Below are 23793 nucleotides of genomic sequence, written 5' to 3' on the forward strand. Positions count from 1 at the left end.
CAGGAGCCGACCGATGACCAAGGACAAGACCGAAGCCGCCGCGCCGAAGAAGGGCGGCAAGATGAAGAAGCTGTTGATGATCGCCGTCGGTGCCGCGGTGTTGATCGGCGCCGGCGCCGGCGCCGGCATGTATTTCGGCGTCGGTATGGCCAAGACTGCGCCGAAGCCCGAGGATTTCTACCCCAAGCTGGTCGTACGTAGGGAAGACGAAGAGGAACCTGCGGCCGAGGGCAAGAAAGAAGACGCCCCGCCGAAGGTCGGCACGGTGTCGGTCCCCAACGACAAGTTCAAGGTCGACCCGCGCAAATACGAGATAACCTATTATCCGATCGAGCAGAGCTTCACCACGAACCTCGCCGACGGGTCGGGTTTCCTGCAGGTCGGGATCAGCCTGTCGACCTATTATGACGGCAAGGTCATCGCGAACATCAAGCGCCAAGACGTGCCGATCCGATCGGCGGTGCTGATGGTGCTCGCCGAACAGGATCCGGCCTTGCTGTCGACCACGCACGGCAAGCAGTCGCTCCAGCGCCAGCTGACCGGCGCGATCAACGGCGTGCTGCGCGACAAGGAAGGCTTCGGCGGCATCGACAATGTCTATTTCACGAACATGGTGATCCAGTGAGCGCCAAGACCAATCCCTTCAAGACGCCGAAAGCGCCGACCGCCAAGCCCGCGACCGACGACGCGACCGCGTCACTGCTGCTGCGCAAGGCCGAGGACGGCTATGCCTTCCCCGTGCTCGACGGCGTCGCGAACCAGTTCGCGCGGAGCCTCCGCGACCTCATCCGCGCGCTCGGTGCGCCGACGGTGCAGGTCGACCGCGGGACCGCCGAGCGCATGCGCTTTGCCGACTGGTGCGCCGCGAGCGCGCCGGCGATCTTCTGGCGTTACCACGCGCCGCCGCTCAAGGGCCCGGTGCTGCTCGCCGGTGCGCGCCCGCTGATCCTCCAGCTCGTCGACATCTTCTATGGCGGCAAGGGCCAGCTCGCGAGCGAACGCGAAGAGCTGACCGACGCCGAGGACCGCTTCGCCGCGCGCCTTGGCCGCGATATCGGACTGCAGCTCGCGGCCGCCTGGGACGGCAAGATGGTCCCCGAACTCGACTGCGTCACCACCGACAGCGCCAAGCTCGCCGCGGTGCGCGCCGACGACGAACTGCTGGTCCAGCGCTTCACCCTGCGCGGCGGCGTGCTCGACGGCCGCACCATCGCCTGCGCCTATCCGGTCGCCGCGCTGCGCGGCATCGCCGACGTCGAATCGGGTCCCGACATCCGCGACGAAGCCCCCGCCGACGCCGAGTGGACCGCGACGCTGAACAGCGCATTGAAGACCGTTCGCCTGCCGGTGCGCTCGGTCTTGGCGCGTCCCGAAATTTCTTTGGTCAAACTGCTCGGTTTGGAGGTCGGCGATATCATTCCGTTAACCATTCCGCGCAATGTTCCGGTAACCGTCGCCGGTCGGCATTTCGCCGCCGGAAGCATCGGCGAAGCGAATGGAAATGCGGCCATAATGATCGAGCATATCGAAAGAGGATCCGACGATGAGTGATCTCAGCGAAGCCCCCGCGCGCGGCGAACGCCGCGGCGCCAAGGACATGGCGGCGGCGCCCAATTTCGACCTGCTCGCCGGCGTGTCGCTGCGCGTGTCGGTCGAGGTCGGATCGACCTCGATGACCCTCGCCGAACTGCTCGCCATGTCCGAAGGCAGCGTGGTCGAGCTCGACCGCGCCGCGAACGAACTGCTCGACATCTATGCCAATGGCACGCTGATCGCGCGCGGCGAGATCGTCAATGTCGACGGCCGTTACGGCATCCAGGTCGCCGAAGTCGTCGCCCCCGACCGCGGCCTCGCCGGTTTCGACCGGAGGGCCTGATGTTCGAATATATTCTGCGCCTCCTCATCCTGCTGCCGCTCGTCGGCGGCATGGCGTGGGGCAGCCTGTGGCTGTGGAAGAAGGTCCAGATGGGCACGCTCCAGCTGCCCGGGCAGGGCGCGAAGCGGACGCGCGCGATCGAGATGATCGACGTGCTGCCGCTGGGCCCCGGAACCAAGCTGACCGTCGTCGAATTCGCCGGGCAGCGCATCCTGCTCTCGGTCTCGCGCGGCGCGGTCACCCGGCTCGCCGACAACAGCCAGGGCGACTTCCATGTCGACTAAGCGAAATTGGCTGCGCGCCGCGGCGATCGCCGGCGGCGTGGCGCTGCTGATTGCGGCGCCCGCGGCTTATGCGCAGGAAGCGAGCGGGCTCGCCCGCGCGGTGAACGAGATCGGCGGCGACGGCCGCCCGCTGTCGCTGTCGCTGCAAATCCTGCTCCTGATGAGCCTGCTGACGGTGCTGCCGTCGCTGCTGCTGATGATGACCAGCTTCACGCGCATCATCATCGTGCTGTCGATCCTGCGCCACGCGCTGGGACTCCAGCAGACCCCGCCGAACCAGGTGCTCGTCGGTTTGAGCCTGTTCCTGTCGCTGTTCGTCATGGCGCCCGTGATCACCGAGGTGAACCGCGTCGCGATCGAGCCATACGGCCAGGAACAGATCGACATCGGCACCGCGGTATCGCGCTCGGGCGATGCCCTCCACGGCTTCATGCTGACTCAGACGCGCAAGTCCGACCTGATGATGTTCGCGAAGATCGCCAAGGCGCCGAGCTATGCGAGCCCGAAGGACGTTCCCTTCTCGATCCTGCTCCCCGCTTTCGTCACCAGCGAGCTCAAGACCGCGTTCCAGATCGGCTTCCTCATTTTCCTGCCCTTCCTGATCATCGACCTGATCGTCGCCTCGGCGCTGATGTCCTTGGGTATGATGATGCTGTCGCCGACGATCATATCGATGCCCTTCAAGCTGCTGCTCTTCGTCCTTGTCGACGGCTGGGCGCTCACGATGGGCTCGCTCGCCGCCTCTTTCGGGACCTAGCGACGTGGAAGCGGACTATTTCGTCGGCGTCGCGCAGCAGTCGCTGTGGATCCTCGCGCTCGCAACCGCGCCTTTGCTGATCCCGATCCTGATCGTCGGCGTGCTGCTCGGCATGGTGCAGGCGGCGACCTCGATCAACGAGCAGACCCTGACCTTCGTGCCCAAGCTGATCGTCGCCGCGATCTGCCTCGCGATCTTCGGCGGCAGCATATTGGTGCTGCTCACCGACTTCACCCGCGAAATCTTCGCGCAGATCCCGACGCTCGTCCGATGACCAGCGCCTCCCCCTTTCCCCTCCCCCTTGATGGGGGAGGCAGCGAGACTTGGCGGCGCAGCCGCCTAGTCGCAGCGGAGGGGGTGCGCTCGCGTTCTGAAGCGATGGCGCGAGGACGCGCCCTCACCCCCATCCAACTTCGCCTAGCGCCAAGGGCGCAAGGCTTCGTATCCTTCCCCCATCAAGGGGGAAGGTAAAGCCGCCCGGACAAGTATGAACCCCGCCGACATCCCCAATGTGGAGGCGATGCTGCAGCTGTGGATGCTCGGCATGATCCGCCCCGGCGCCTGCTTCCTCGCGGCGCCGGTGTTCGGCGCGGCAAACGTCCCGATCCAGCTCCGCCTCGTCATCGCGCTCGCGGTCGGCGTGCCCGCGGTCGCGGCGTCGGGCATGACATTGCCGCCCGAGGGCATCGTCTCGGTCCCCGGCTTCTTCCTGATCATCGGCGAGGTCGTCATCGGTCTCGCCATGGGCTTCGTGCTCCAGATGGGGCTCGCCGCGGCATTGCTCGCGGGCGAGGCGATCAGCAATGCGATGGGCCTCGGCTTCGCCTCGATGGTCGATCCCTTGAGCGGCTCTTCCAGTTCGGCGATCGGGCAGTTCCTCTCGATGCTGGCGACCGCGATCTTCCTTGCCGCCGACGGGCATCTGGTGCTGATTTCGATCATCGTCGACAGCTATAGCGCGCTGCCGCCCGGCAACGCCTTCCCTTCGTGGCAGACGATCGAGGGAATCATCCGTTTCGGCAGCCTGATGTTCGCCGCGGGGCTGACGATCGCCCTGCCCGTCGGTTTCGTCCTCATCCTCGTCCAGATCATCATGGGCGTGATCGGCCGCTCGGCGCCCGCGCTCAACCTCTTCGCGGTCGGCATCCCGGCGACCTTGTTGGCCGGCGTCGTGCTGCTCGGCGTCGCAACCCCGGTGATGGCCGAGGGGCTGGCGCAGATCCTCTCCGACGCGCTCGACGCCGCGCGCATGGTCGCGGGGGGCTGAGCCATGTCGGGGACGACCGAGAAGGACCAGAAAACAGAACTGCCGACGCCCAAGAAGCTCGCGGACTCCGCGCGCGAGGGCGATGTGCTCCAGTCGCGCGAGCTGGCGACGGCGCTGATGATGCTCGTCGCGGCGGGCTGGTTGGTCGCCGCGGGCGGCTGGTTCGTGCGCACCGTCGGCGAGCTCGTCTCGCGCGGGCTGACGCTCGACCGCGGCGATATCACCGATTTTTCGCCGGGCGAAGCGCTGCTCCGCAACGGCACCGAGGTGCTGCTGCCACTCGCCAGTCTCTTCGCCGCGGCGCTGCTCGCCGCCTTCGCGGGTCCCGCGCTGCTCGGCTCGATGGGCTGGCGCGGCAAGGCGCTCGGCTTCAAGGGCAATCGCATGAACCCCATGAGCGGGCTCAAGCGCATGTTCGGCATGCAGGGTGCGACCGAACTCGGCAAGGCGCTCGCCAAAGTGCTGCTGCTTGGTGCGATCGGTTACTGGCTGGTCGCCAAGAATTTGCCCGCGATCCTGCACATGGCGTCGAGCGACCTCCATTCGGCGATCGGGCTCGCGGGCCAGGCGGTGGCGCAGTCGGTGCTGGTGATGGCCGGCGGCCTCGTCGTCATCGCGCTGATCGACGTGCCGACGCAGTGGCTGCAGCGGCGCAAGCGGCTGATGATGAGCAAGCAGGAAATCAAGGAAGAGATGCGCCAGTCCGACGGCGCGCCCGAACTCAAGCAGGCGCAGCGCCAGCGCGCGCACGAGATGCTGAGCGGCTCGGCGCGCAAGGCGGTGTCGGAGGCGACGGTGATCCTGACCAACCCGACGCATTTCTCGGTCGCGCTCCGCTATCGCCCCGGCATCGACGCCGCGCCGGTGGTCGTCGCGCGCGGCCGCGGCGAGGTCGCGCTCGCGATCCGCGAGCTGGCGCGCGGCACCGACGTGCCGATCCTCGAATATCCGCAGCTCGCGCGTGCGATCTATTTCACCGCGCGCGCCGGGCGCGTCATCCCCGAGGAATTGTTCGTCGCGGTCGCGACGATCCTGGCCTTCGTCTTCCGCCTCGAACGCGCGGTCGCCGAGGGGCTGGCGCAGCCCGATATCGAGGTGCCCGAAACGCACCGCTTCGACGCGGATGGGCGCAAACAGGCTTAATCCCCCGCGCGGCCTGCCGTTAACAGCTTCGAAGGATAGCGCGCATGGTCAGTTCAATCGCCAACAGCCTCGGCTTCGGATCGGGCATCGATACCCAGCAATTGGTCAAGGACCTTGCCGCCGCGTCGCGCGAGCCCAAGGTCGAGCGGGTCAACGAGCTGTACAAGAAGAACCAGGTCAAGATCAGCGCGGTCGCGCAGGCCAAGTCCGATCTCGAGGGTTTCGCGAATTCGCTCAGCCAGATGGTCTCCGACGGCACTTTGCGCAGCACGCCGACCGTATCCGACGACAGCATACTCAGCGCCACCTCGCGCGCGGGCCTGTCGGCCGACAGCTTCGCCGCGACGATCGAAGTGACCCAGCTCGCCCGCGCGCAGACCGTCTATTCGGGCATCGTCGCCGACAAAGCGGCACCGATCGGCCAGGGCACGATGACGCTGACCGTGGGCGGCGTCGCGAAGACGATCACCATCGGCGCGACCAACGACAGCCTCGACGGGCTCGCCAATGCCATCAACGCCAGCGGCGCCGGGGTCACCGCCTCGATCGTCGCCGACGAGGGTGGGCACCGCATCATCATGAAGGGGCCGACGGGCGCCGCGAACAGCTTCACGCTCGAAACCGCGACCCCGGCCCTCGCCGGCTTCGCTTATGGCTCGGGCGGCGGCATGACGCTGGGCCAGAGCGCGACCAACGCCGAATTCACCCTCGACGGCGTCGCCTTCAGCCGCGCCTCGAACATCGTCGACGACGTCGTCCCCGGCATGTCGCTGACGCTCAAGAAAGCCGCGCCCGGCCAGCCGGTCGATATCGGCGCCAGCCGCCCGCTCGACATGATCAAGCAGACCGTCGGCGACTTCGTCGACGTGTACAACCAGCTCAAGAAGAGCCTGCAGTCGGCCTCGGCGATGTCGGGCGCGACCACGGGGCTGCGCGAGCTCGAACGCGAGCTGCAGGCGCTCGTCAGCAAAGTGCTGACCAGCCACGGCAGCATCAACAAGCTCAGCGACATCGGCATCGGTTCGACCAAGGACGGGTTGCTGTCGCTCGACAGCGCAAAGCTCGATAAGGCGCTCGCCGCCGACGCCGGCGCGGTGGAGGCGCTGTTCAATCCGCGCCGCGACGCGGCGCACACCGAGGCGACCGATCCCGGCATCGCCTTTGCGCTCGATGCGATCCGCGACAAGGCGATCGCCGCCGACGGCGTGCTCGACCGCGTGTCGAAGTCGCTGTCGGAAAAGGGCGAGACGCTGGCCGAACAGCTCGAAAAGATCGAAGAGCGCGAGGACGCCTATGAGGCCCGGCTCGAAAAGCAGTTCGGCGGGCTCGACGCCAAGCTCGCGGCCTTGAAGGCCACCCAGACCTATCTCGAACAGCAGATCGAGATGTGGAACAGCCAGAACGACTAAGGGCGACCGTCCGTGCCAGCCACCGCCTCCACCGTCCGCGCGACCGGCCTCTATCGCCGCATGCAGAGCGAAAGCCGAGCTGCGGCCGCCGACCCCGTCGAACTCGTCACCATGCTCTACGACGAGCTGGAGATCGCGGTCGGCGTGCTCGCGGCGATGGTGCGCCAGGGGCAGCGAATCTCGGCGACCGAACCCGCGCACCGCGCGCGCGCGATCCTGATCGGGCTCGACGCAGGGCTGGATCATGAGGCTGGCGGCGACGTCGCCGCGGCGCTCACGCGCGTCTATGGCAGCATGAGGCGGAAGCTCGACAAGGCCGTCGCGGCGAACGATGCCGAGGGGCTCGACGAGCTGCTGGAGGGCATCCAGACGGTGAGCAGCGCCTGGCGACAGTTGAGGTAAGCCTTCCCCTCCCTGAAAGAGAGGGACAGCGAGACTTGCCAGCTTGCTGGTTAGTTCGCAGCGAGGGTGGGTCGGCGACGCTCGCGGCCGCACGGCTCGCTTAGCTCGCACCCACCCTGACCCCTCCCTTTCAGGGAGGGGAACACAACAAAAAACGTCGGCACCGGCTCGCTCCCCTGCCCCGCGACCAAGGTGGGGACTGGTATGGGGTGGGAAGCGAACCGGTGCCGATTCAGCGGCACTGAGACGGGTGGGGACGCTCAGGCTGCCTGTTGCTGAACTCCATATTTGCGCATCTTTTCGATGAGCGTGGTGCGCTTAAGCGTCAAAAGACGCGCCGCTTCCGAAATGATGCCGTCGGCCAGGTCGAGCGCGACATGGATCTGCTCGAGCTCGATCGTCTCGATCTCGCGCTTCAGGTCGATCGGGCGGCCCGGGGCCGGCGCCTTGGCGAAGGGCATGGCGGGCGTGGTGTCTTCCGCGCTGGCTTCTGCCGCGACGAAGCCGGTGGGGATGGCCTGTCGCGGCTGAAGCGCGGCGGTGGGGTTCAAAAGGAGGACGACGTCCTCGGCGCCCAGCGTCTCGCCGCCGTGCAGCACGCTGGCGCGCTCGACGAAATTGCGGAGCTCGCGGACATTGCCCGGCCAGCGGTGCTGCATCAGCAGCGCCATCGCGGCCTCGTCATAGCGGCACTTGGCTTCGCCGGGCATCTTGCGCTGGAAATGGCGGATCAGCGCGGGGATATCCTCGACGCGGTCGGCCAGGCTGGGGACCTGGAGGACGACCACGCCGAGCCGGAAGAACAGATCTTCGCGGAACTTGCCATCGGCGATCGCGGCGCCGAGATCCTGGTGGGTGGCCGAAATGACGCGGACGTCAACGGCCTTCACATCGCTGCTGCCGACGCGGACGATCGTCCGCTCTTCGAGCACGCGGAGCAGTTTGACCTGCATGTCGAAACGCATGTCGCCGATTTCGTCGAGGAAGAGCGTGCCGCCCTCGCTCGCTTCGAAATGGCCGATGCGACGGGCATGGGCACCGGTGAAGCTGCCCTTTTCATGCCCGAAAAGTTCGGATTCGATGAGGTCGCCGGGGATCGCGCCGCAGTTGATTGCGGAGAAGGCCTTGCCCGAACGGGCGCCTTCGTCGTGGATCGCGCGGGCCACCAGTTCCTTGCCCGAGCCCGACGGGCCGCAGAGCATCACCGAGGCGTTCGAACGCGCCACGCGGCGGATCATGTCGCGCAGTCGCTGCGCGGCGGGGCTGTGCCCGATGATCAGCATTTCCAGGGCAGCCTGGTCGCTGCCGTTCCCCACCTTGGTCATTCTCGGTCTCCACCGCGCCCCCCAATTCGGCGCTTCTCGATGAGCCAAGAGATTGCGGAATCTGGTAAACAAACTGCTAACCACAGCGGCCTAACCCCTTCAAAACAAAGGGTTATTGCCAATCTGGCAGCAATGACGGCGCAACTGCGTCGTTAAGGATTTTGATGCTGCCAATCTGGCACTAATTGTTGTCGTCAATTGGCTCCGACGTCCCAGCCCAGCGTGACCGAGATGCGGCGGTTGCGCGGATCGAATCGGTCCGACGGCACATAGGGCTCGGTATCCGCCACCCCCTCGATGCGCGAAAAGCGGTCCGAACCGATGCCGCGAAAGGCGAGATATTGGCGTGCGACTTCGGCGCGTTCGACCGACAGGCGCCAATTGTTCATTCCCGTCTTGGCCGACCAAGGGCTGGCGTCGGTATGCCCGCGGATCATCACCTGGTTCGGAACCTCGGCGACGATCTTCGCGATCTCGGCGAAAAGCCGCGTCGCGTCGGGGGTCAGCTGGTTGGTGCCGACGACGAACATCGAGAAGTCGGCGTCGTCGACGATATCGATGCGCAGCCCCTCGCGCGTTTCGGTGAAACGGATATTGGGTGCCAGCCGGCGGATCTCGCTCTTCGCCTGCACCTCGCGCAGCAGCGACTTGGCGAGCTTCTGGAAATTGGCGCGCTGCATTTCGCGTCCCGACGCCTCGCGCGGGCCGCCGGTGGCGTCGCGCGGGATCGTCATCGACTTGGTGCCCGTCTGCGCCGCGCCATGCGGATATTTGTCGGCCGCCACGAGGGAATCGCCGCCGAACAGCCCGTTCGAGCCCGCGGTATCCTGTTTCGACTGGACGAGCGTCGGCGCGAAATAGTCGGCGAGCGCCTTGCGCTGCTTCTCGGTCGTCGCGCCGAGCAGCCACATCAAGAGGAAGAAGGCCATCATCGCGGTCACGAAGTCGGCGTAAGCCACCTTCCACGCGCCGCCGTGATGGCCGGCGTGCGGCGCCTCGATGACCTTCTTGACGATGATCGGGCGGAGCGGGGTATTGGGACGCGCGGCCATTTACCTGCCCCGCATGCCGTCGAACACCTCGGCGAAGCTCGGCTGGTTGTCATGGTCGACGCCCGAGCGCGCCGCCTCGATCACCAGCGGCTGCGGATGGCCATGGAGCGAGGCGATGATCAGCTGCTTGACCGTCTGATAGATGGCGGAGTCGCTTTCGATCACCGCGCGCGCGCGGCTGGCGAAGGGACCCACGAAACCATAAGCGAGCAGCACGCCGAGGAAGGTTCCGACGAGCGCCGAGCCGATCATCGCGCCGAGCACCGCCGGCGGCTGGTCGATCGAGCCCATCGTCTTCACCACGCCGAGCACCGCCGCGACGATGCCGAGCGCCGGCAGCGCATCGGCCAGGCTCTGCAGCCCGTCGGCGGGCTTGATCGCATGATGGTGGTGGTTCTTGATCGCGCTGTCCATCACCTCCTCGACCGCATGCGGGTCGAGCGTGCCCGACGACACCACGACCAGGCGCAGCGTGTCGCAGATCAGGTGGACCAGCGTCTGGTCCTTGAGCAGCTTGGGATATTGCTGGAAGATCGGCGAGCTGGCCGGATCCTCGATATGCGGTTCGACCGCGACCGGCCCCTCGGTGCGCATCATCTTCATCAGCGTCGAGACGAGCAGGATGCAGTCGAGATAGTCGGCCTTCTTGTACGTCGGCCCCTTGAACACCTTGCCGAAGCCGCCGCCGAGCGCCTTCAGCTCCTTGCCCGAATTGCCGATGATCAGCGATCCGACCGCGGCGCCGCCGATGATCAGCATTTCGTGCGGCAGCGCGTGCAGCACCGGTTCCAGATTGCCCCCGGTCAGCGCAAAGCCCCCGAAGACCAGCAGGATCAGAACGACGATGCCGATGGCGGGGAACATGCTGAACAACTCCAGTCGGGGGCTTCACCCCCCTGCAAAAAACGGGACGTCTCGATGCTTAACGGCAGCGGCGGCGAAAGATTTAGGCTCTGCCGCGAAATCGCTTGTGTGATCCCCAAAGCCCTCTCCCCTTCAGGGGAGAGGATAGCGACGCTTGCTCCGTCAGGAGCTAGCGAAGCTTGGAGAGGGCACGCGCCCTGCCCCTCTCAACTTCGGCTAGCCGGTAAACCGGCAAGCCTGCGTATCTCTCCACTGAACGGGAGAGAGCAGAGGGATCAGCTCAAAAGGTCGAAGAGCGTCTGCCGGTTGATCCGCGCGAAGGCCGCCTGCGCGGCGTCGAGCGTCAGTTTCTGCGCGTTGAGTTCGGCGATTGCGACCGACAGGTCGGTGTCCTCGACAACCGACCGTTCGTCGGCGAGCGTGATATCGCGCGCCTCGAGGCTGTCGCTGATGCGTTCGAGCCGGCCGGCGGACAGGCCCATCGCGGCGCGCGTGTCGGCGACATGCGAAATGCTGTCGCCGAGCGTCGTTAGCGCCGCACCGGTCGCGGCGGCATCGCCGGCGGCGACCGCGGCCGCAGCATCGCGCAGCCCCGTCGACAGGCTGTTGCCCCCGACCACGAAGACATCGCCCGCCGCTGGCACCGGCGCAAAGCTGATGTCGGCGTCGAAGCGGACCTGCTTGGCATTGGCGGCGAAGAGCGGCTCGCCGTTCGAATCGCGCGTCGCGGCGAAACCGTCGATCTCGTCGGCGATCGCCGACAGTTCGGCGGCGATGCTCGCGCGGTCGGCGGGGTTGGTCGTGCCGCTCGACGCGGACAGCGCCAGTTCGCGCGCACGGATTAGCAGATTGCCCACCGAACCCAGCGCGGTGTCGGCCTGCGACACCTGCGCGCTCGCGGTCTTGACGTTCGCGGCCCAGGTCGCGCTGCTCGCCTGCGCCTTGCCGATCGTCGCGATGCGGCGCGAGGCGACGGGATCGTCCGAGGCGCGGAGCAATTTCTTGCCGCCCGAAATCTGCGTCTGGATACGGTCGAGTTGGTCGGACAGCTTCGACTGGCGCGCGATCTCGCGCGTCATGCGGTTGCCAACGGCGTTGATCATCGCGGCGCCCTTTCCTTAAATCGCGCTCAGCAGCGCTTGCATGGTCTCGCGCGCGACCTGTATCGTGCGCGCGGCGGCCGAATAGGCCTGCTGGAACCGCAGCAGGTCGGCGGCTTCCTGGTCGAGGTCGACCCCGCTGACATTGTCGCGCGCCGCGGCGGCGCCATCGGCGCGGGTCGCGGCGGCGGCACCTTGCGCGCGCGCCGAGGCGGTCGCCTGCGCCTGTTCGGCGAGGCGGCCCGACCAGGCGGCTTCGGGATCGTTCGCGCCGCGCATGCCGCCGATGCTCAGCATATTGCCGTTCGTGCCGCTGGTATTGGCTGCGGCGACCTGATCGGGCGACAGCGTGGTGGCGGTCAGCGTCGCGGCGGTCGTGCCGCCGAACAGCGGCTGCCCCGCATTGCCATTGGCGTCGGTGCCCGCCTGGTGCGCGGCGTTGAGCTGGCCCGCGAACGCCGCCGCCGCGGCGTCGAGCCCGCTGCGCTGGCCCGCGACATGGTCGGCCGCCTGCGCGAGGCCCGCAAGATTGCCCGAACCCGGATCGAGCGGCGCGCCGCCGGCGGTGAAACTCAGCCGCCCGTCGGCGCCGGTGGCGACCGAGACATGGGTCACCGTCGCATTGCCGACGAGCATGTCGCCCGACGACGCCGCGCGCACGGTCACCGCACCCTTGGCGTCATAACTAGTCGTCACCGGCATCTGCGCCGAAATCTGATCGACCAGCCGGTCGCGCTCGTCGAGCAGGCTCGCCTCGTTGGTCGAGCCCGGGCGCGCCTTGCGCAGCCCGTCGTTGATCCGCTCGAGCGCGTCGAGATTGGCGTTGATCTCGCCGACCGCGGTCGCGGCCTCGCCCGAAATCCCCTCGGACATCGACGCCAGTTCCTTGGCGGTGCCCTGGAAGCCCGTCGCGATATCCTTCGCGGTCTGCAGGAATTCGGCGCGCAGCGTGCGGTTGTTCGGATCGGCGGTCAGCTTGTCGGCCGTCGTGAAAAGCTTGGTGAGGTTGGTCGAGATGCCATTGCTGTCGTCGCTCAGCGCATCTTCGGTGCGCGTCATCCACGACAGGCGCGCCATCGCGCGCTCGGCCTCGCCCGACGAGGCACGCGCGTCGTCGATCAGCCATTTGTCGACCGAGCGGGTGAGCCCGCCGATCACCACTCCGCCGGGGCTGACGTTGCGCCCGACGAGCGCGGACTCGGTGCCGCTCGCCATTTCGCTCAGCGCCAGCCGGCGGCGGGCGTAGCCCGGCGTTTGCGCGTTGGCGATATTGTCGCCGATCGTCGTCATCGCGCGCGAATAGGCCTTGAGCCCGCTCGCGCCGATGCTGAGGAGATCGCTCACTGCACGCCTCCGCCGAGGTTGGTCGGGCCGCTGCCCGTCACACCGCGGAACTGGCGCTCGACCATGTCGGCGATGCCGAACTGGCGCATCGCGGCGATGCTGTCGGCGGTCTTGGCGTCGGCCATTTCGCGGAAATTGTCGGTCGCGCTCGACCCGAAGATGTCGGAACCGAGCTTCGCCTGGCGCATCGACGCCAGCAACTGGCGCAGGATCACCGCTTCGAAGGCCTCGGCCGCCTTGCGCAGCCCGCCGTCGCCGCCGCCGGCGGCCGCGGGGGTCGGGGTCGCCGACGAGAAGGAGATGGGCGTCGTCATATGATCACCAACTCGGCTGTGAGCGCGCCGGCCTGGCTCAGCGCCTCGAGGATGGCGACGAGGTCGCCGGGGGGAACGCCCATGCGGTTGATCGCATCGACGAGTTCGGAGAGCGACGCGGTCGGCGTGACCAGCATCATCGGGCGATATTCCTCGGTTACGTCGACGTCGCTCGATTCCTCGACCGCGGTCTGGCCACGGCTGAAGGGTTCGGGCTGGACGACGCGCGGCGATTCCTTGATCGCGACGGTCAGCTTGCCCTGCGACACCGCGGCGGTGCCGACGCGCACCGCGCCGTTGATCACCACCGTGCCGGTGCGCGCGTTGACGATGACCTTCGCGGCCGCCTCGGTGCGCCGGACGCCGAGATTCTCGATCTGCGACATCAGCCGCATGCGCGCGTCGCCCCCACCCGCGGCGCGGATCGCGATGCTGGCGCCGTCGATCATCGATGCGCTGCCCGGGATGGCGGCGTTGATCGCGTCGGTCACCGCCTTGGCGTTGGTCGCGTCGAACTGATGGAGGTTGAAGGTCAAAATCTCGCTGCTGGCAAAGCCCGTATCGACCGACCGCTCGACCGTCGCGCCATTGGCGATGCGGCCGCTCGACGGCACATTGACCGTCAGCTTCGACCCGTCGGCGGCATCGACCCCGAGCCCGCCGATGACCAGATTGCCCTGCACCATCGCATAGATCTGGCCGTCGGCGCCGTAAAGCGGCGCGAGCACCAGCGTGCCGCCGCGCAGGCTCTTGGCCTTGCCGATCGCCGAGACGGTGACGTCGAGGCGCTGGCCGGGCTTGGCAAAGGGCGGCAGCTCGGCGGTGATCATCACCGCCGCGGCGTTCTTGAGCGCCGGGTTGACGCCCGCGGGAAGCGTCAGCCCGAAGCGCTGCACCGCGCCTTTCATGCCCAGCGTCGAATAGTCGAGGCTGTCGTCGCCCGTGCCCGCGAGCCCGACGACGATGCCGTAACCGGTAAGCTGGTTGGCGCGCAGGCCCTGGAACTGGCCCATGTCCTTGATGCGCTGCGCCTGCGCCGGCACCGCAAAGGCGAAGCTGGCGATCAGGAGCGCGAGGAAGGTGAGAAAGGCGTGACGCTGGCGCACTGGTTGGTCCCTTTGCGGCTGTCAGAACGGGCTGATGATCGAGAAGAATTTCTGCAGCCAGCCCTGCTGGCTGGCGCGGGCGATCTCGCCCTTCCCGGTGTAGCGAATGTGCGCATTGGCGACGCGGGTCGACAGCACGCGGTTGTCAGGGGTGACGTCGGCCGCGCGGACGAGACCCGCGATCTGGACGCGTTCGTCGCCGCGGTTGAGCGTGATGAGCTTCTCGCCCTTCACCAGCATTGTGCCGTTCGGATAGACCGCGGCGACGGTGACGGTGACTTCGCCCGACAGCATGTTCGACTGCGCGGCGTCGCCCTTGCCCTTGAACTGCGAACCGCCGCCCATCGCGACGTCGCTGGGATTGAACAGCGACAACGGACCGGTGGTCGGCGGGGTCAGGCCGAAGCTGCCGTCGCGGTTGGTGCCCGCGCTGTTGCTCTTCGCCCCGATGGTGCGCTCGACGAGCTGGATGGTCAGGATATCGCCGACCTGCCCGGCGCGCGCGCCCGAGGTGAGCGCGACATAGCTGCCCTGGAAGATCGAGCCATTGGCCGGCGGCGCCGGGGGCACCGGGTCGGGCAAGGTGACCGAAAAGGCGTCGGGCGCGATCTTGTCCTTCTTCGCCTCGACCGCGGCCGGAACCGCGAGCAGGCCGAAGAAGAGCGCGCCGGAGGCCAGCTTAGAGAGTCTGGGTCGCATTTTTCAGCATCTCGTCGGTGGCCTGGATCATCTTCGAATTGACCTCGTACGCGCGCTGGGTCTCGATCATGTCGACGAGTTCCTCGACGACATTGACGTTCGATCCCTCGAGCATCCCGCCGCGCAGCGTGCCGCGGCCTTCCTCGCCCGCAGCGCCGACCAGCGGCGCGCCCGAGGCGGCGGTCTCCACCAGGATATTGTCGCCGATCGCCTGCAGCCCCGAGGGATTGGCGAAGCGCGCGACCTCGATACGGCCGAGTTCGCTCGCCTCGGCCTGGCCGGCGATCGTCGCCGAGACGGTACCGTCGGCGCCGATCGAAATGCCGGTGGCATCCTCGGGGATCTGGATCTGCGGCTGGATAGGTTTGCCGTCGGGGGTGACGATCGTGCCGTCGGGCGAGCGGTTGAAATTGCCCGCGCGGGTATAGCCCATACGCCCGTCGGGCATCTGGATTTGGAAATAGCCCGCGCCCTCGATCGCGACGTCGAGCGCGTTGCCCGTCGTCTGCAGCGTGCCCTGCGTATCCATGCGCGAGGTGCCCGCGAGTTCGACGCCGGTGCCGAGGTTGAGCCCCGTCGCATAGCGGTTCTCCGCCGACGAGGGCGCCCCCGCCTGCGTCATGATCTGATAACCGAGCGTCTCGAAATTGGCGCGGTCGCGCTTGAAGCCCGTGGTGTTCACGTTGGCGAGGTTGTTCGCGATCACCTGCATCCGGAAGCCCTGGGCATCCAGACCGGTTCGCGCGACGTGCAGGGCACCATAGCTCATTGTCGTATCTCCTTAACGGGGCAGCGCCATCAGGTTCGCGGTCGAGCTGTCCATGTCGCGCGCGTCCTCGATGAGCTTCAATTGCGAATCCCAGGCCTTGCTGGCCTCGATCATGTCGACGAGGGCGACCGTCGCGGTGACGTTCGAGCCCTCGATTGAGCGGGTGATGACGCGCGCTTCGGGATCGTCGGGCAATATGCCGCCGCCCTTCACGCGGAAGAGGTTGTCGAGCCCCTTGACGATGTCCGACCCCGTCGTGGTCGCGAGCCGCAGCCGGTCGACCTCTTGCGGATTTTCGGGATCGCCGCCGGCGGGCACGACGAAGACGCGCCCTTCCTGGTCGATCTTGATCGAATCCGCGGGCGGGATCGTCACCGGACCCTGCGTCCCCTGCACCGGATGGCCGTCGCCCGTGGTGAGCAGCCCGCTCGGCGAGACCTGCAGGTCGCCGCGGCGGGTATAGGCTTCCTCGCCGTTCGGCGCCTGGACGACGAGCATCGCCTCGCCCGCCATCGCGATGTCGAGGTCGCGCCCCGTCGCGGTGATCGTGCCGGCGCGCATGTCGGCGCCGACGACTTCCTCCGACGCCATCGCGCGCCCGCCGAGCCCGTTGCCGTGCAGCCACAAGGACTGCGCCTCGGCCAGATCGGCGCGGAAGCCTGGGGTCTGGGCGTTGGCGAGGTTGTTCGCGATCGCCGTCTGCCGGGCCATGCTGCCCCGCATCGCGGTGAGGCTGGTATAGATGACGCGGTCCATGAGGATCCTTCCGGCAGGCGGCGGTTAGCGGATTATCAGCGCAGGCCGATGATCGTCTGGGTCAGCGCGGACGCGCCCTCGATCGCCTTGGCATTGGCCTGGAAATTGCGCTGCGCTGCGATCAGCATCACCAGTTCCTCGGTGATGTCGACGTTCGAGCGTTCGAGCGCGCCCGAGCGGATCGTGCCCATCGGGCCGTTGGTCGCGGCGTCGATCGTCGGCGGGCCGCTGTTGCCGGTCGACTGCCAATGCGCGTCGCCGACGGGGCGAAGGCCCTCCATCGCGGGGAAGGTCGCCATCGCGATCTTGCCGAGTTTCTGCGTCGACCCGTCGGCGAAGGTTGCCGAGGCGAGGCCGTCGAGGCCCACCGAGATGTTGACCAGCGCGGCGTCGGGATTGCCCGCAGCGTGCTGCGGCACGACGAAATCCTGCGTCGACGCAAGGTCGCGGCTGGTGACATTGCCGTCGGCGTCGACGGGCAGCAGCTGCAGCGTCGCGCCGGTCGAGTCGATCACGCGCCCGTCTTCGAGCGGCGTGAACGAGCCGTTGCGGGTGTAGGTGACCTGGTTGCGCGGCGGCTCGCCCTTCACGACGAACATGCCGTCGCCGATGATCGCCATATCGAACGTCTTCTCGCTCGATTCATACGACCCCTGGGTGAACTGCTGGGTGATGCCATTGAGGCGCGTGCCCTGCCCAGCGACCATCTTGGTCGTCTGGCTTGGCGAAGCGGCGAAAATGTCGCCGAACTGCGCCTTGCTGCGCTTGAAGCCGATCGAGCCGGCGTTGGCGATGTTATTCGACGTGACCGACATGTCGGTCTGCGCGGCCTTGAGGCCCGAAAGCGAAGTGTAGAAAGACATGGGACTATCCTTACTGCTGGGTGGTGTCGGTGGGGGCGGGCGTGGTCGCCGCCTTGATATCCTTGAGCAGCTGGGTCTGCGCCGTGAGCTGCTCGGAAATCTGCTGGAGCGTCGTGTTGGTCTCGGTGATCCCGGCAAGGCTCGAGAATTGCGCCATCTGCGCGACCATCTGCTGGTTATCGACCGGGTTGAACGGGTCCTGCTGGCTCAGCTGCGCGGTCATCAGGCGCAGGAAATCCTGCTGCCCCATCTGGTTCGCGGTGCCCGGCGGGTTGATCACCGGGTTATTGTTGTTGGTGATGCTGTTCACGGCCATCTTACTGTCCCATCCTGAGGGTTTCGTTGATCAGGCCCTTGGCGGTTTCCAGGACCTGGACATTGTTCTGATACTGGCGGGCGGTCTCAACCATCTCGACCAGCTCGGCGGCGCTATCGACCGCGGCTTCCCAGACATTGCCCTCGGCGTCGGCCAGCGGGTTGTTGGGGTCGTGCTTCTTGGTCGGGGTCATCTTGGTCTGGGTGACCTGGTCGACCTGCACCGTCGCGCGGCCCTGTTCGTCCATCACGGTGCGGAACACCGGCTTCATCGCGCGATAGGCGGTCGCCTCGCTGCCCGCGGTCGTCCCGGCATTGGCCAGGTTCGACGCGGTGGTGTTGAGGCGGACGAGCTGCGCCGACATCGCGCGACCGCTGATGTCGAAGACCGAGAGCGAGCCGTTCATGGTCACTCGCCCTTCAGCGCGCGGGTCAGCGTGTTGACGCGCCCCGACAGGAAAGAAAGGCTCGAGCGATAGGCGAGCGCATTTTCGGCGAACGCCGTCTGCTCGGTCGCCATTTCGACGGTGTTGCCGTCGAGCGACGACTGGACGGGCACGCGATAGGAAATCGCGCCCTGCATGTCGCCGCCCTGCTGCGCGAGGTCCAGCGCCTTCGAGAAGTCGAGGTCGCGCGCCTTGTAACCTGGCGTCGCGGCGTTGGCGATGTTCGACGCCAGCATCATCATCCGCTGGCTGCGCAGCTGAAGCGCGCTGGCGTGGATGCCAAAGAGCTTTTCGGATGCCATCACATCATTCCTTGCTTGGCGGTCCCGACCGGCACTGGCCGGCGCAGACGCGCGGAAACACCAAGGCATGATGCAATGGGCGTGCCAAACCAGCGTAACCCGCAGTTTTCGGGGCCCTGCGCGGATCAACGCCGAGAGGCCGCAGGGTGCCCGCGGGGGCCGGTCAAAAATCTGACACCGATGGCGGCGCGTCCGCCAAACCCCGCGGCAAAGCGAGACTGGCACGCATCCTGCAATCCTGCGAGCGACCATTTTGGACCGAAGGAGATGGGTCGTGAACCGCAAGATCATCATAGGCGTCGCCGCCCTTGCCGCCGCTATCCCCGCCGCATCGGCGCAGCAGGCCAGCGAGGACTGGCAGACGATCGACGTACTCACCGCGATGGTGGCGAATGCGATGGGCCGCACCGCGACCCCGATCGACCGCCGGATCAAGCTCGCGCGCTGCCCCGAACAGGCGTCGGTCACCGCGATCGACGCTAATGCGCTCGCGGTGCGCTGTCCCTCGCTCGGCTGGCGGCTGCGCGTGCCGATGAGCGGCCCGGCCGGTGCCAGCGCCGCGGGCGGCTTCGTCGCCAAGCCCGCCGCCACCGCGCCCGCCATTCGCCGCGGCGACAATGTCCGCGTGACGATCGAAACCGAAAGCTTCGCGATCAGCTATGCTGCAACCGCGACACAGGACGGCCGCGTCGGCGAGCTCATCGCGCTCAAGGGCAGCGACCCCAAATCGAGCCTCAGCGCCATCGTCACCGGCCCCGGCCGCGCGCGCCTGGCGGATTGACCTAATCACGCCCTCCCCTTCAGGGGAGGGGCTTTAGACAACAAACCCTGCCCGGGCCCGGTGGCTGTCGGTTTTCCGACGCCGCCGGGCCTTTTCTTATCTTTTTCGCAAAACGCGCCTTAATCGCCCGCCTACCCCGCCGTTAAAGCCCCTGTAAGCGCCGCGTCGATTTTCCGACGGGGCCCTGGAAAGGAGGCGCATATGACGGGAGACGGCAAGATCGGATTGCAGGTCGGCAATGTCGTGCGCCTCGGCGCCGTGCGCAAACTCACCTCCGCCACCACCGAGGAAAAACCCGCGCTGCCCGCGTCGCGTCCCATGCAGGACGTTGCGGCGAGCGCCAGCCTGATCACCCTCGCCGCCGATATCGCGAAGCAGCCGGTCCCGGTCGACCATGGCCGCGTCGCAGCCATCCGCGAGGCGATCGCGGGCGGCAGCTACCGGCTCGACCCCGCCGCCACCGCGCGCGCGATGCTGCAGTTCCATGGCCCCGGCGCCTACGCATGATGATGCAGATGGACGAGGTCCAGGCGCATCTCGACGCGCTGGTCGAGGCGCTCGACGGGCACGACGCGGGCGCGATCATCGCCGCGACCGAGGCGCTGGCGACCGCGGTGATCCTGTTCAGGGGCGCCAAGGTCCCGCCGGGCCGCGAGGAACATGCGCGGATGCTGATCGACAAGGTCCTCCGCAAGCTCGAGTCCGCAGCGATCCGCGTCAACATCCTCAGGGACTGGACGCGTCAGAGGATTGACAACGGCCATGCACTGCGCGGCACGCGGTCGCAAGGGATAGCGCTGAGCTACTAATTAGCCAAAGAAAGCCGCGCCTTTCGGGCGAATGGCACGATGATTGCTTTTGGCCTGCTGAATGCAGCGAGACCGAAAGCCATGACGACGATCAACAGCAGTGCAGCCGGCGGCGCAGCCTCCCCCGTGATGACGGCGGTGCAGGATGCGTCGGCGCGCACGGGCATCGACTTCGACTATCTGGTCGACGTCGCGCGCGTCGAAAGCGGGTTCAACCCGACCGCGCAGGCATCGACCTCGTCGGCGCGCGGCCTCTATCAGTTCACGCGCTCAACCTGGCTCGCGACGCTCGACCGCCACGGCGCCGACCACGGCCTCGGCTGGGCAGCCAATGCGATCGGCCGAGACGCCTCGGGCCGCCTCACCGTCACCGATCCGACATTGCGCCAGCAGATCATGGACCTGCGCGACGACCCCGCCGCCTCGGCCGCAATGGCCGCCGCCTTCACCTCGGACAACCGCGCCTATGTCGAAAGCCGCATCGGCCGCGCCGCCGAGCCCGTCGACCTCTATCTCGCGCATTTCCTGGGCTCGGGCGGCGCGGTCAAATTCCTGACCGCGATGGCGTCCGATCCCGACCAGCCCGGCGCGGCGATGCTACCCGACGCGGCGGCGGCCAACCGCTCGATCTTCTACGCCTCCGACGGCAGCATGCGCAGCCTGCAGGACATTCGCGAACGCTTCCGCGCCAAGCTCGACGCGGGCGGCGCCCCCGGCTTCGTGCCCGGCGCTACCACCCCGCCCGCCAACCCCGGCTGGCGCATGCAGATGGCCAGCGCCAGCGGCACCCAGGGCGGACGCCCGCCGCTCCCGATGATGGATATTCAACCGATGCCCAGGAAACTCTCGATGGGCTTCGCCGCCCAGGCCTATCAGCGCCTCGCGTCGCTCGGAGGTAGCGCATGACCGCGATTCCGAGCATGAAGCAGGCGGGCCGCTTCGCGGGCGCCGCCGCGCTGCCCGCGGGCATGCTGATCCTCGTCGCGCTGATGGTGATCCCGGTCTCGCCGCTGATCCTCGACATAAGCTTCGTCGCCAACATAATGATCAGCCTCGCGGTGCTGATGGTCGCGCTATCAGCCGCCAAGCCGCTGGATTTTTCGGCCTTCCCGACCGTCCTCCTGCTCACCACGCTGTTCCGGTTGGCGCTCAACGTCGCCTCGACGCGCGTCGTGCTCGTCCACGGGCACGAGGGCACGCATGCGGCCGGCCATGTGATCGAGGCGTTCGGCCAGGTGCTGATCGGCGGCGACTATGTCGTCGGCCTGTTCGTCTTCGTCGTGCTGATGATCATCAACATGGTCGTGATCACCAAGGGCGCGGGCCGCGTATCCGAAGTGTCGGCGCGCTTCACCCTCGACGCCCTTCCCGGCAAGCAGATGGCGATCGACGCCGATTTGAACGCCGGGCTGCTCACGCCCGACGAAGCCAAGGCGCGCCGCCAGGAAGTCGCGACCGAAGCCGATTTCTACGGCTCGATGGACGGTGCGTCGAAATTCGTGAAGGGCGACGCGGTTGCTGGCCTGCTCATCCTGTTCGTCAACATCGTCGGCGGCCTGATCCTCGGCGTGTTCAGCCATGGCCTCAGCTTCTCCGAAGCCGGCAGCACCTATGTCACGCTCGCGATCGGCGACGCGCTCGTCGCGCAGATCCCGGCGCTTCTGCTCTCGATCGCCGCCGCCGCGATCGTCACCCGCGTCACCTCGCCGATGAACCTCAGCGACCAGATCGGCAGCCAGTTCGCGGCGCCGTCGGTATGGTTTGCGGTCGGCGGGGTGCTCTTCATCCTCGGCCTCGTCCCCGCGATGCCGCAGATGCTGATCCTCCCGGCCGCGGCACTGTCGCTCGCGATGGGCTGGCAGCTCCGCAAGTCGGCCGCCGCCGCCGCGGTCGTCGCCGCCGAACCCGCTACGCCGCCCGCCGACCCGCACCTCATCGACTGGGCCGACGTCAGCGAAGGCAGCGCGTGCCAACTCGAGATCGGTTACGCGCTCGTCGCGCTGGTCGACGAACGCAAGGGCGCGCCGCTGATGGGCCGCATCACCGGCATCCGCCGCCAGCTGTCGAAGGAACTCGGCTTCGTCGTCCCCGCGGTGAAGGTCAGCGACGACCTGTCTTTGCCCGGCAACGTCTATCGCATCTCGGTCGCCGGGGTGATCATCGGCGAGGACGAGGTCTTCCCCAACGAGATGCTCGCGCTCGATTCGGGCGACCTGATCACCAAGGTCGCGGGGCGGCCGTGCAAGGATCCGACCTTCGGGCTCGACGCGCTGTGGATCCCCCGCGCGGCGCAGAACGACGCGATCGCCGCGGGCTATACCGTTGTCGATCCCGCGACCGTCGTCGCGACGCACCTCAACAACAGCATCGTCGGATCGGCGTCGGACCTGTTCGGCATCGACGACGCGCAGGCGCTGGTCGACAATTTGAAGGCGCATTATCCGCAGCTCGCGGCCAGCCTGACCCCGACCGGCTTCCCCCTCCCGCGCATCGCCAGCCTCTGCAAGACCCTGCTCATCGAACGCATCCCGCTGCGCGACTTCCGCAAGATCGCCGAGGCGATGGTCGCGATGTCGGGCCAGCAGCTCGGCGAAACCGAGCTGGTCGAGGCGGTACGCCAGCGCATCGGCGCGCTGATCGTCCAGACGATCGTGCCCAGCCGCATGCCGCTGCCCGTCGTCACCTTCACCCCCGAGATCGAGATGCTGCTCAACCAGGCGGTGCGCGCCAACCCCGGCGCCGAATGGCCGTTCGAGCATGGCTTGGCGATGAAGATCATCGACCAGGTCGGCCAGGCGGTCGAGCCCCTGCTCCTGTCCACCCGCAGCTTCGCGCTCGTCGCGTCGCCGATCTGCCGGCCCGCGCTGTCGCGGCTGGTGCGCGCGACCTTCCCCGACGTCGCGGTCATTTCCTACCTCGAGATCCCGGCGACCAAGGCGACCGAGATCGTCGCGACGATCGGCGCCGAAGTCCCCCGCCTCGAAAGCGCCGACCAGATGAAGGACCATCATCATGAGAATTGAGCCCGCCGAACAGTTCGCGCGTGCCGTCTCGCCGCAGGGCTATGGCGCCAGCGCCGAGGAACTGATCGACGAATATGCGCCGCTCGTCCGCAAGATAGCTTGGCAGGTCTTCTCGCGCGTGTCGCGCACCAGCGACCTCGACGACCTGATCCAGACCGGGCTGATCGCGCTGATCGAGGCGAGCCGCCATTATGAGGATCGCGGCTATGCCTTCGCCACCTATGCCTCGACGCGCATCCGCGGCGCGATGATCGACCAGCTGCGCCGCGAGGCCGATATCGGCCGCTCGGCGATGGTCGCGAGCAAGCGCATCGCCTCGGTCCGCGCCGCGCTCGAACAGAATCTGATGCGCGCGCCGACCACCGGCGAAATGGCCGCGGCGTTCGAGATGACTCCGGAAGAATATTTCGCGCTCGAACGCAGCGCGACCTACGGCCGCTCGACCTCGCTCGACGCGCTGGTCGACGAGGGCAGCTTCCTTTTCGCCGACGACAGCGAAGGGGCCGACGAGCGGATGGAGCAGGACGATCTTTTGGAGGCGCTGGGCGCCTGCATCGCGCGGCTGCCCGAGCGCGAGCAATTGGTGCTGCAGCTGTATTTCTTCGAAGAGCTGAACCTGCAGGAAATCGGCCTGACATTGGATGTCAGCGCGGCGCGCGTGTGCCAGATCAAGGCCGGGGCGATGGCGAAGATCGACCGGATGCTGCGCGAGGTTACGGAATGACGGCACCGTAGAAGTGGCGGCATCGGGTGGTTATAGATCACCCCTATTCCGTTGGTGTCGAGC

30 protein-coding genes are annotated in these 23793 nt (G+C 67.2%); 16 read left to right on the forward strand and 14 right to left on the reverse strand.

Features of this window, described 5'->3' with window-relative positions; all coding sequences use genetic code 11:
• Nucleotides 1–13: 13 nt before the first annotated feature.
• The 10 genes from BWQ93_RS08965 to BWQ93_RS09010 all read left to right on the forward strand — a co-directional run bounded on the left by BWQ93_RS08965 (nucleotide 14) and on the right by BWQ93_RS09010 (nucleotide 7138).
• Nucleotides 14–625 (forward strand): flagellar basal body-associated FliL family protein, encoded by a 612-nt coding sequence (locus tag BWQ93_RS08965; protein WP_077030247.1) that lies wholly within the window; start codon nucleotides 14–16, stop codon nucleotides 623–625.
• A complete protein-coding gene (locus tag BWQ93_RS08970; protein WP_077030248.1) occupies nucleotides 622–1551 on the forward strand; it encodes a FliM/FliN family flagellar motor switch protein in 930 nt (309 codons plus the stop codon). The genes BWQ93_RS08965 and BWQ93_RS08970 overlap by 4 nt, the downstream gene beginning before the upstream one ends.
• On the forward strand, nucleotides 1544–1876 hold the full coding sequence (gene fliN, locus BWQ93_RS08975; RefSeq protein ID WP_058808055.1) for a flagellar motor switch protein FliN: 333 nt from the start codon (nucleotides 1544–1546) through the stop codon (nucleotides 1874–1876). Before BWQ93_RS08970 ends, fliN begins: the two co-directional genes overlap by 8 nt.
• A complete protein-coding gene (locus tag BWQ93_RS08980; protein ID WP_056349463.1) occupies nucleotides 1876–2160 on the forward strand; it encodes a flagellar biosynthetic protein FliO in 285 nt (94 codons plus the stop codon). Before fliN ends, BWQ93_RS08980 begins: the two co-directional genes overlap by 1 nt.
• Complete coding sequence (gene fliP, locus BWQ93_RS08985; protein ID WP_077030249.1) at nucleotides 2150–2917, forward strand: flagellar type III secretion system pore protein FliP; 768 nt, start codon at nucleotides 2150–2152, stop codon at nucleotides 2915–2917. The genes BWQ93_RS08980 and fliP overlap by 11 nt, the downstream gene beginning before the upstream one ends.
• A 4-nt stretch (nucleotides 2918–2921) precedes the next feature.
• Nucleotides 2922–3191: a flagellar biosynthetic protein FliQ gene (locus BWQ93_RS08990; RefSeq protein WP_058808057.1), complete on the forward strand. Its 270-nt coding sequence runs from the start codon at nucleotides 2922–2924 to the stop codon at nucleotides 3189–3191.
• A 213-nt stretch (nucleotides 3192–3404) separates the two neighbouring features.
• Nucleotides 3405–4184, forward strand: coding sequence for a flagellar biosynthetic protein FliR (fliR, locus tag BWQ93_RS08995; RefSeq protein WP_077030250.1), 780 nt, complete (start codon nucleotides 3405–3407; stop codon nucleotides 4182–4184).
• Nucleotides 4185–4187: 3 nt separating this feature from the next.
• A complete protein-coding gene (gene flhB, locus BWQ93_RS09000; RefSeq protein ID WP_077030251.1) occupies nucleotides 4188–5327 on the forward strand; it encodes a flagellar type III secretion system protein FlhB in 1140 nt (379 codons plus the stop codon).
• 44 nt (nucleotides 5328–5371) lie between these two features.
• The gene (fliD, locus tag BWQ93_RS09005; protein WP_083720765.1) at nucleotides 5372–6736 is read left to right on the forward strand and encodes a flagellar filament capping protein FliD; all 1365 of its coding nucleotides are present in this window, start codon (nucleotides 5372–5374) and stop codon (nucleotides 6734–6736) included.
• A gap of 12 nt (nucleotides 6737–6748) precedes the next feature.
• A complete protein-coding gene (locus tag BWQ93_RS09010; protein ID WP_083720767.1) occupies nucleotides 6749–7138 on the forward strand; it encodes a flagellar export chaperone FliS in 390 nt (129 codons plus the stop codon).
• A 260-nt stretch (nucleotides 7139–7398) separates the two neighbouring features.
• Here BWQ93_RS09010 and BWQ93_RS09015 read toward each other — a convergent pair whose 3' ends face one another.
• From BWQ93_RS09015 to BWQ93_RS09080, 14 genes are all read right to left on the reverse strand, one after another.
• Entirely contained in the window at nucleotides 7399–8463 is a 1065-nt protein-coding gene (locus BWQ93_RS09015; RefSeq protein ID WP_077030253.1) for a sigma-54 interaction domain-containing protein, read from the reverse strand.
• A 194-nt stretch (nucleotides 8464–8657) separates the two neighbouring features.
• Nucleotides 8658–9515, reverse strand: coding sequence for a flagellar motor protein MotB (locus BWQ93_RS09020; RefSeq protein ID WP_077030254.1), 858 nt, complete (start codon nucleotides 9513–9515; stop codon nucleotides 8658–8660).
• Nucleotides 9516–10379 carry a flagellar motor stator protein MotA gene (motA, locus tag BWQ93_RS09025; RefSeq protein ID WP_077032289.1) on the reverse strand — a complete coding sequence of 288 codons (864 nt, stop codon included), beginning with the start codon at nucleotides 10377–10379 and terminating at the stop codon, nucleotides 9516–9518.
• 275 nt (nucleotides 10380–10654) lie between these two features.
• Nucleotides 10655–11482 (reverse strand): flagellin, encoded by an 828-nt coding sequence (locus BWQ93_RS09030; RefSeq protein ID WP_077030255.1) that lies wholly within the window; start codon nucleotides 11480–11482, stop codon nucleotides 10655–10657.
• Nucleotides 11483–11497: 15 nt separating this feature from the next.
• Nucleotides 11498–12823 (reverse strand): flagellar hook-associated protein FlgK, encoded by a 1326-nt coding sequence (gene flgK / locus BWQ93_RS09035; RefSeq protein ID WP_077030256.1) that lies wholly within the window; start codon nucleotides 12821–12823, stop codon nucleotides 11498–11500.
• The gene (locus BWQ93_RS09040; RefSeq protein ID WP_083720769.1) at nucleotides 12820–13137 is read right to left on the reverse strand and encodes a rod-binding protein; all 318 of its coding nucleotides are present in this window, start codon (nucleotides 13135–13137) and stop codon (nucleotides 12820–12822) included. Before BWQ93_RS09040 ends, flgK begins: the two co-directional genes overlap by 4 nt.
• On the reverse strand, nucleotides 13134–14243 hold the full coding sequence (locus tag BWQ93_RS09045) for a flagellar basal body P-ring protein FlgI (RefSeq protein WP_077030257.1): 1110 nt from the start codon (nucleotides 14241–14243) through the stop codon (nucleotides 13134–13136). Before BWQ93_RS09045 ends, BWQ93_RS09040 begins: the two co-directional genes overlap by 4 nt.
• Nucleotides 14244–14264: 21 nt before the next feature.
• Nucleotides 14265–14942 carry a flagellar basal body L-ring protein FlgH gene (locus tag BWQ93_RS09050; protein WP_077030258.1) on the reverse strand — a complete coding sequence of 226 codons (678 nt, stop codon included), beginning with the start codon at nucleotides 14940–14942 and terminating at the stop codon, nucleotides 14265–14267.
• Nucleotides 14923–15711 (reverse strand): flagellar basal-body rod protein FlgG, encoded by a 789-nt coding sequence (flgG, locus tag BWQ93_RS09055; RefSeq protein ID WP_077030259.1) that lies wholly within the window; start codon nucleotides 15709–15711, stop codon nucleotides 14923–14925. The genes BWQ93_RS09050 and flgG overlap by 20 nt, the downstream gene beginning before the upstream one ends.
• 12 nt (nucleotides 15712–15723) lie before the next feature.
• Nucleotides 15724–16467, reverse strand: a complete 744-nt coding sequence (locus BWQ93_RS09060) for a flagellar basal body rod protein FlgF (protein WP_077030260.1) — start codon at nucleotides 16465–16467, stop codon at nucleotides 15724–15726.
• A 35-nt stretch (nucleotides 16468–16502) separates the two neighbouring features.
• Complete coding sequence (locus tag BWQ93_RS09065) at nucleotides 16503–17330, reverse strand: flagellar hook-basal body complex protein (RefSeq protein WP_077030261.1); 828 nt, start codon at nucleotides 17328–17330, stop codon at nucleotides 16503–16505.
• Nucleotides 17331–17340: 10 nt separating this feature from the next.
• On the reverse strand, nucleotides 17341–17646 hold the full coding sequence (locus BWQ93_RS09070) for a flagellar hook assembly protein FlgD (RefSeq protein ID WP_077030262.1): 306 nt from the start codon (nucleotides 17644–17646) through the stop codon (nucleotides 17341–17343).
• A gap of 1 nt (nucleotide 17647) precedes the next feature.
• On the reverse strand, nucleotides 17648–18052 hold the full coding sequence (gene flgC / locus BWQ93_RS09075; protein WP_077030263.1) for a flagellar basal body rod protein FlgC: 405 nt from the start codon (nucleotides 18050–18052) through the stop codon (nucleotides 17648–17650).
• Between the two features lie 2 nt (nucleotides 18053–18054).
• Nucleotides 18055–18393 carry a flagellar basal body rod protein FlgB gene (locus tag BWQ93_RS09080; RefSeq protein WP_077030264.1) on the reverse strand — a complete coding sequence of 113 codons (339 nt, stop codon included), beginning with the start codon at nucleotides 18391–18393 and terminating at the stop codon, nucleotides 18055–18057.
• A gap of 274 nt (nucleotides 18394–18667) precedes the next feature.
• Here BWQ93_RS09080 and BWQ93_RS09085 point away from each other — a divergent pair, with 274 nt between their 5' ends.
• The 6 genes from BWQ93_RS09085 (at nucleotide 18668) to BWQ93_RS09110 (ending at nucleotide 23730) form a co-directional block, all read left to right on the forward strand.
• Nucleotides 18668–19174, forward strand: a complete 507-nt coding sequence (locus BWQ93_RS09085) for a flagella basal body P-ring formation protein FlgA (RefSeq protein WP_077030265.1) — start codon at nucleotides 18668–18670, stop codon at nucleotides 19172–19174.
• Between the two features lie 201 nt (nucleotides 19175–19375).
• Nucleotides 19376–19681, forward strand: a complete 306-nt coding sequence (gene flgM, locus BWQ93_RS09090) for a flagellar biosynthesis anti-sigma factor FlgM (protein ID WP_077030266.1) — start codon at nucleotides 19376–19378, stop codon at nucleotides 19679–19681.
• Nucleotides 19678–19983, forward strand: a complete 306-nt coding sequence (locus BWQ93_RS09095; RefSeq protein ID WP_077030267.1) for a hypothetical protein — start codon at nucleotides 19678–19680, stop codon at nucleotides 19981–19983. Before flgM ends, BWQ93_RS09095 begins: the two co-directional genes overlap by 4 nt.
• Before the next feature lie 81 nt (nucleotides 19984–20064).
• Entirely contained in the window at nucleotides 20065–20889 is an 825-nt protein-coding gene (locus tag BWQ93_RS09100; RefSeq protein WP_077030268.1) for a transglycosylase SLT domain-containing protein, read from the forward strand.
• Complete coding sequence (flhA, locus tag BWQ93_RS09105) at nucleotides 20886–23006, forward strand: flagellar biosynthesis protein FlhA (RefSeq protein ID WP_077030269.1); 2121 nt, start codon at nucleotides 20886–20888, stop codon at nucleotides 23004–23006. The genes BWQ93_RS09100 and flhA overlap by 4 nt, the downstream gene beginning before the upstream one ends.
• On the forward strand, nucleotides 22996–23730 hold the full coding sequence (locus BWQ93_RS09110; protein WP_077030270.1) for a sigma-70 family RNA polymerase sigma factor: 735 nt from the start codon (nucleotides 22996–22998) through the stop codon (nucleotides 23728–23730). Before flhA ends, BWQ93_RS09110 begins: the two co-directional genes overlap by 11 nt.
• Nucleotides 23731–23793: the final 63 nt, after the last annotated feature.

This window comes from Sphingopyxis sp. QXT-31 (assembly GCF_001984035.1).
Lineage (GTDB): Bacteria > Pseudomonadota > Alphaproteobacteria > Sphingomonadales > Sphingomonadaceae > Sphingopyxis.

Bases quoted from the DNA above. Each gene is read 5' to 3' on its own strand.
- fliN (WP_058808055.1), top strand. From the start codon at position 1,544: ATGAGTGATCTCAGCGAAGCCCCCGCGCGCGGCGAACGCCGCGGCGCC.
- BWQ93_RS09040 (WP_083720769.1), bottom strand. From the start codon at position 13,137: ATGACGACGCCCATCTCCTTCTCGTCGGCGACCCCGACCCCCGCGGCC.
- BWQ93_RS09060 (WP_077030260.1), bottom strand. From the start codon at position 16,467: ATGGACCGCGTCATCTATACCAGCCTCACCGCGATGCGGGGCAGCATG.
- BWQ93_RS09100 (WP_077030268.1), top strand. From the start codon at position 20,065: ATGACGACGATCAACAGCAGTGCAGCCGGCGGCGCAGCCTCCCCCGTG.
- BWQ93_RS09095 (WP_077030267.1), top strand. From the start codon at position 19,678: ATGATGATGCAGATGGACGAGGTCCAGGCGCATCTCGACGCGCTGGTC.
- BWQ93_RS08965 (WP_077030247.1), top strand. From the start codon at position 14: ATGACCAAGGACAAGACCGAAGCCGCCGCGCCGAAGAAGGGCGGCAAG.
- BWQ93_RS08980 (WP_056349463.1), top strand. From the start codon at position 1,876: ATGTTCGAATATATTCTGCGCCTCCTCATCCTGCTGCCGCTCGTCGGC.
- BWQ93_RS09065 (WP_077030261.1), bottom strand. From the start codon at position 17,330: ATGTCTTTCTACACTTCGCTTTCGGGCCTCAAGGCCGCGCAGACCGAC.
- BWQ93_RS09070 (WP_077030262.1), bottom strand. From the start codon at position 17,646: ATGGCCGTGAACAGCATCACCAACAACAATAACCCGGTGATCAACCCG.
- BWQ93_RS09110 (WP_077030270.1), top strand. From the start codon at position 22,996: ATGAGAATTGAGCCCGCCGAACAGTTCGCGCGTGCCGTCTCGCCGCAG.
- flhB (WP_077030251.1), top strand. From the start codon at position 4,188: ATGTCGGGGACGACCGAGAAGGACCAGAAAACAGAACTGCCGACGCCC.
- fliD (WP_083720765.1), top strand. From the start codon at position 5,372: ATGGTCAGTTCAATCGCCAACAGCCTCGGCTTCGGATCGGGCATCGAT.
- BWQ93_RS09050 (WP_077030258.1), bottom strand. From the start codon at position 14,942: ATGCGACCCAGACTCTCTAAGCTGGCCTCCGGCGCGCTCTTCTTCGGC.
- flgG (WP_077030259.1), bottom strand. From the start codon at position 15,711: ATGAGCTATGGTGCCCTGCACGTCGCGCGAACCGGTCTGGATGCCCAG.
- fliP (WP_077030249.1), top strand. From the start codon at position 2,150: ATGTCGACTAAGCGAAATTGGCTGCGCGCCGCGGCGATCGCCGGCGGC.
- flgM (WP_077030266.1), top strand. From the start codon at position 19,376: ATGACGGGAGACGGCAAGATCGGATTGCAGGTCGGCAATGTCGTGCGC.
- fliR (WP_077030250.1), top strand. From the start codon at position 3,405: ATGAACCCCGCCGACATCCCCAATGTGGAGGCGATGCTGCAGCTGTGG.
- motA (WP_077032289.1), bottom strand. From the start codon at position 10,379: ATGTTCCCCGCCATCGGCATCGTCGTTCTGATCCTGCTGGTCTTCGGG.
- flgC (WP_077030263.1), bottom strand. From the start codon at position 18,052: ATGAACGGCTCGCTCTCGGTCTTCGACATCAGCGGTCGCGCGATGTCG.
- BWQ93_RS09015 (WP_077030253.1), bottom strand. From the start codon at position 8,463: ATGACCAAGGTGGGGAACGGCAGCGACCAGGCTGCCCTGGAAATGCTG.
- BWQ93_RS09080 (WP_077030264.1), bottom strand. From the start codon at position 18,393: ATGGCATCCGAAAAGCTCTTTGGCATCCACGCCAGCGCGCTTCAGCTG.
- flhA (WP_077030269.1), top strand. From the start codon at position 20,886: ATGACCGCGATTCCGAGCATGAAGCAGGCGGGCCGCTTCGCGGGCGCC.
- BWQ93_RS09020 (WP_077030254.1), bottom strand. From the start codon at position 9,515: ATGGCCGCGCGTCCCAATACCCCGCTCCGCCCGATCATCGTCAAGAAG.
- BWQ93_RS09030 (WP_077030255.1), bottom strand. From the start codon at position 11,482: ATGATCAACGCCGTTGGCAACCGCATGACGCGCGAGATCGCGCGCCAG.